Below are 5484 nucleotides of genomic sequence, written 5' to 3'. Positions count from 1 at the left end.
TCACCGATTTGTTGTCCTGGATATCAACATTCAGGAACGACGACTCGAATTTGCCCGATTCGTTGTGCAACATTTTGGGTTGAATGCTGTGTTCAGGATAAACAACACCCAGTTCCACCATTACCTGGCAACCGTTACAAACACCTAAACTCAGTGTATCTTCGCGTTGGTAGAATTTCTCAAGAGCAACACGTGCTTTTTCGTTGAATTTGAATGCTCCGGCCCAGCCTTTTGCCGAACCCAGTACATCCGAGTTCGAGAAACCACCTACGAAAACGATCATATTCACGTCTTCCAATGTTTCGCGTCCGGCAATCAGGTCGGTCATGTGAACATCTTTCACATCCATTCCGGCAAGGTACATGGCATAGGCCATCTCACGGTCGCCGTTTACACCTTTCTCACGGATGATTGCAGCTTTAACACCCGAAGCAGTGCGGCGCTTCAAGTCGATGCCCAAATCGGCAGCTTTTCCACTGAAATCTTTAAAGTCGAATTTTAAAGCCTGATCCTTATAATTTTTAAAACGTTCGAGCGCCTTTTCTTCTCCACTTTGTTTGCGGTCTAACAAATACGATGTTTTAAACCACATTTCGCGTAAGGAGTTGATATCAAAGTCGGCTTCAACCGTGCGGTTCATCACCCTTACTTTACGGTAAGGAACAGGGAAGCCTAACGACATGAACTCAACTCCTGCATCAGTAAGTTGCTTTTTCACCTCCTCGCTATCATCACACTGAATCACAATTCCGGGGTTCTCGGCCAATAATATTTTGGCCAGATCTTCTTCCTCAAAAGCAGTAACATCTACTTTCATTCCGCCTTTTACGTTGGCGAAACACATTTCAAGTAAGGTAGTTATCAATCCTCCCGAAGCCACATCGTGCCCGGCAAGAATAAGATCTTGTTCGATCAGATCCTGAACTGTGTTAAATGCAGTTACAAATTTTGCAGGATCGGCAACTGTTGGAGCAATTTTCCCAAGTTTATTGATCGACTGTGCAAAAGCACTTCCGCCCAGCGCACGTTCCATAAACGACAGATCGATGTAAAGAATTTCTTTGCTTTCGTCGTTTACCAATACCGGCTCAACAACTTTTTTCACATCGGTAACTTCGCCCGACGATGAAATGATTACCGTACCCGGTGCCAAAACTACATCGTCTTTGTATTTCTGTGTCATCGACATCGAGTCCTTTCCTGTCGGAATGTTGATTCCCAATGCACAGGCAAAGTCGCTGGCTGCTTTTACGGCGTTGTAAATACGGGCATTTTCTCCCGGATTTTTGGCCGGCCACATCCAGTTGGCACTCAACGACACACTTTTTATCTGATCAGGCATTGGCGCCCAAATAATATTTGTCAACGACTCGGCAATTGCAAGCACCGAACCTCTTTCAGCGTCTACAATTGCTGCTACCGGTGCATTACCGATTGCTGTTGCCAATCCGGCTTTTCCCTGGTAGTCGAGTGTAATTACACCGCAGTTATTTAGTGGCAATTGTAATTCGCCGGCGCATTGCTGTTTGGCAATTCGTCCGGTTACCGAGCGGTCAACCTTGTTGGTCAGCCAGTCTTTACTTGCCACCGACTCCAGCTGAATGGTTTGCTCTACCAGATCGTATATTTCTTCCCAGTTGTATTCTAATTCGTCAAATTCAGGAATGATGGTTTCATCCTCCATAATTGTTTTCGGAGGATTTCCGAACATGTATCCCAACTGCCAGTCGATTGATTTTTCGCCGGTTGTTGAGTTCTCGAAAGTAAACTGCATGTCGCCGGTGGTTTCACCAATTTCGTAAATCGGTGCACGTTCACGTTCTGCAATTTTACGAAGCAGTTCAACATGTTCCGGTTTCATAACCAGTCCCATTCTTTCCTGCGACTCGTTACCAATAATTTCTTTTTGCGAAAGCGTTGGATCACCAACAGGTAATTTCGATGTATCGATTTTTCCTCCGGTGGTTTCCACCAATTCCGACAAACAATTCAGGTGTCCACCTGCACCGTGGTCGTGAATTGAAATGATCGGATTATCATCAGCTTCACTCAAGGCACGAATGGCATTGTAAGCCCTTTTCTGCATTTCAGGGTTGGCACGCTGAACAGCATTTAATTCAATGTGATTTTCAAATTCGCCGGTTGCCACCGATGAAACAGCTCCACCACCCATTCCAATACGGTAGTTATCGCCACCAAGCAACACCACTTTATCACCTTTGCCCGGTTCGTCTTTCAGACTATCCTTTTTATTTCCAAAACCGATACCACCTGCAAGCATAATTACTTTATCGTAACCATATTTCACAAAGTTCTCGAAATGCTCGAAAGTAAGCAGTGATCCTGTAATAAGCGGCTGACCGAATTTGTTACCAAAATCGCTGGCACCGTTTGATGCTTTGATCAGAATCTCTTCCGGTGTTTGGTACAACCAATCACGTTCTTCGGTTGCCTGTTCCCACGAGCGTTGTGCTTCGGTACGCGGATACGATGTCATATAAACCGCCGTTCCGGCAATTGGCAAAGCACCTTTTCCTCCGGCGATACGGTCGCGAATCTCGCCACCAGTTCCGGTTGCAGCACCGTTAAACGGCTCAACTGTTGTTGGAAAGTTATGTGTTTCGGCCTTTAATGAAAGAACCGTTTCAATATCTTTTACTTCAAAAAAGTCGGGTTTATCTTGTGTTTTTGGAGCAAACTGCTCAACAACCGGCCCTTGAACAAACGAACAGTTGTCTTTGTATGCCGAAACAATTTTATTCGGATTTTCCTTCGATGTCTTTTTAATCATCTGGAATAAAGACGATTCCATTTCTTTTCCATCAATTATGAAGGTTCCGTTAAATATCTTATGACGGCAGTGTTCCGAGTTTACCTGGGCAAAACCATAGACTTCGCCATCGGTAAGCGGGCGTCCCATTTCTTTCGACACCGAATTCAGGTATTGAATCTCATCATCGCTTAAAGCCAACCCTTCCTGTTCGTTGTATGCTGCAATATCTTCAATATTCAAAATCGGATCTGGTTCTTTGTCGATTGCAAAAATCTGCTGATCAAGCCCTTTGTAAATAGCCTGAAGCATCGGGTCGAACTTTGCCTTTTCGTTTTCTACCTCGAAAAATTCCTCCATACGGCGGATTCCTTCAATGCCCATATTCTGGGTAATTTCAACGGCGTTGGTACTCCACGGAGTAAGCATTTCCTTACGCGGGCCAACAAACCAGCCATCAATTTGCTGAGGTTTTAAACTTTCGGCTCCGGAAAATAACCATACCAGTTTTTCGGTATTTTCATCGCCTAAGGGCTGTGCAGAATAAACTGCGATAATACTGTTACTTTGAGTTTTAAAGAATTGAATCATGTTGCAGCGAACTATTAATTTAAGAACATGTTGTAAAACACGCTGCAAAGATAAAAAATATTAATTGGCAAGTCGGTTAAGTTATAACAATAAGACAACAGTTTTTTAACACCAAAAACGTTAAATAGGATTAAAAGCCGGCGGATTTCATTTTTTCTGGTTTTCTTTGGGCAAAATTAGGTACATGAGAGTTTTATTATTTATTGTTGCTGTAATTATTATGGTATCGTGCAGCTCGCAACGAAATCTGCAAAAAACATATATCGGAAAACCCTTATCGTCGTTAGAATCGGAATTAGGTAAACCTCAAACCGTTTTTAACAAGGAAAGTGGAAACGTTTATATTTTTGAAAAAATTGAGCTATTGAAAAGCACTGAAATCAGCCAGCATAAACTTACGCTTGACCCGATGGTGACACCAAAAGTGAAAAAAACATCGCGTTACACAGTTACCGTTGTTGATGAAATGATTACGAAAATAGAGCTGGAAGAACAATACGATCGAAACAATTAATAACAGTCTAAATCTGCTGAGAACTGCAAAAAAACAAATTGTATTAATTAGGTTTAAAGAAATTTTATAGTTTTGCAGGCACGTTCAAAAAAATTATTGCCCAGGTGGTGGAATTGGTAGACACGCAAGGTTGAGGGGCATTTACTAAACTTTAGGGTCAAAGGACTGCTAAAGCTGATTAATAAAGAGTTATAAAAGAACGTAGCTCAAATGTAGAAAAAATTTTCGGAAACAATTCGGAAACATTTGAGAGATTGATAAATTTGAAGATACTACCAGCCCAGATGTTGAAATTGGTAGACAAGCCGGCTTGAGGGGCCGGTGCTCGCAAGGGCGTGCGGGTTCGAATCCCGCTCTGGGCACAAAAAAACTCCCGGTTGATTTTTTCAGCCGGGAGTTTTGTTTTTATTCTTATCCTTTTTTAATAACACTCAATCCTAAGGCAGAAGTATAAGTAAACCTTTCTTTACTCGATTCTTTATTGTATTCCGATTTAGGAAACAATTCCTTTCCAGCTTGCCATAAGTACTTATCTATCTGCTTTAAATCAAATTCTTCAAGTTCGTAAAACTTTCTGAATTTGATTAAAATGTTTTTATAGCTGGAATAAACTTTTAAATCTGCTTTGTGAAACTTGAAGAAATTATCTTGTTTTTTTAATGCCATTAACAGCTTCTCAACATAACTGTCATAAATGGGATAGTCTAAAGGCTTATGATGACTGCAATATTTGGTGGCAAATGAATAGAAGTTGAATTGTTTTTTGCCGTTTACGTTCACCTTAGCAATATCATTAACTAGATTGGTGTCATTGTTAGAAAGCCCTTTATCAATGTCTAAAGAGATGATGTGTTTTGCTACTGAAAATGGCGAAAATATATTAGTGCTGTAAAAATCATTCAACGAGCATACTTTAATAAGAACTTCATCCAACTCAGTATTATTTGGATATGTTTGAGTAAAAAGTTTTCTCAAACTACGTTCTTGAGCTACATAGTTTTCTAATGTATCCCATTTTTCCTGATATAGTGATATTATTTGCTTTGTTGGAGATGGTATTTTCATCATTCATCGGTTTTAATAGTCCATGATATGCAATTCAACGCACCGCCAAGTTTAACTATTTCAGACATGTCAACTTGTTTTATTCTATTGCTCATAGCATATTGAGAGTAGAATTTGGAGATTTGCTCAAAGGCAATGTCATCTTCCGGGGCATTTATTCGAGGCACTAACATTAAATCTTTAGTTTGAAGAAAATTGATATAGGCAATATTCTGGTCTCTCTCTCTTTTAAGAGAACATCTTAACCATTCAATATTTAGATTTGCTTTATTTAGTGACGCAATTATTTTCTTTTTCAATTTTTCATTGGCTATTTCATAAAATCCACTTACAAGAACTGTTTCCTCATTGATAAATCGCAGCATTCCATCGGCATGTCCAAACTCACAATCTTCATCCCAAGGTGGAAAAACCGACCAAACTGACCACCTGATTCCGGGCTAAAGTGACCACCGTTTCCGGAGCAAACTGACCACCTCATTCCGATTGAAAGTGACCACCCCTCTCCGGGGCAAAGTGACCACCTGAAACGTAGAGACTTTTT

At 40.9% G+C, this 5484-nt stretch carries 4 protein-coding genes and 1 tRNA gene; 2 read left to right on the top strand and 3 right to left on the bottom strand.

Translation table 11 applies throughout. The features are described 5' to 3' along the window. The coding region (gene purL, locus ABZB17_RS19950) for a phosphoribosylformylglycinamidine synthase (RefSeq protein WP_372652917.1) at window positions 1–3361 on the bottom strand (3361 nt) is incomplete at its 3' end. Between the two features lie 184 nt (window positions 3362–3545). On the opposite strand from purL, the gene ABZB17_RS19945 reads away from it, so the two are divergent. Continuing rightward, on the top strand, window positions 3546–3875 hold the full coding sequence (locus ABZB17_RS19945; protein WP_372652915.1) for a hypothetical protein: 330 nt from the start codon (window positions 3546–3548) through the stop codon (window positions 3873–3875). A gap of 278 nt (window positions 3876–4153) precedes the next feature. Further along, window positions 4154–4237: transfer RNA gene (locus ABZB17_RS19940), tRNA-Leu, on the top strand. A gap of 49 nt (window positions 4238–4286) precedes the next feature. Here ABZB17_RS19940 and ABZB17_RS19935 read toward each other — a convergent pair. Next, window positions 4287–4940: a hypothetical protein gene (locus tag ABZB17_RS19935; RefSeq protein ID WP_372652913.1), complete on the bottom strand. Its 654-nt coding sequence runs from the start codon at window positions 4938–4940 to the stop codon at window positions 4287–4289. Further along, entirely contained in the window at window positions 4940–5374 is a 435-nt protein-coding gene (locus ABZB17_RS19930; protein ID WP_372652919.1) for an agmatine deiminase family protein, read from the bottom strand. Before ABZB17_RS19930 ends, ABZB17_RS19935 begins: the two co-directional genes overlap by 1 nt. Window positions 5375–5484: the final 110 nt, after the last annotated feature.

Origin of the sequence: Draconibacterium sp. (genome assembly GCF_041583095.1) — a bacterium.
Classification (GTDB): Bacteria; Bacteroidota; Bacteroidia; order Bacteroidales; family Prolixibacteraceae; genus Draconibacterium.
This window is presented reverse-complemented; position numbering and strand designations above follow the sequence as displayed.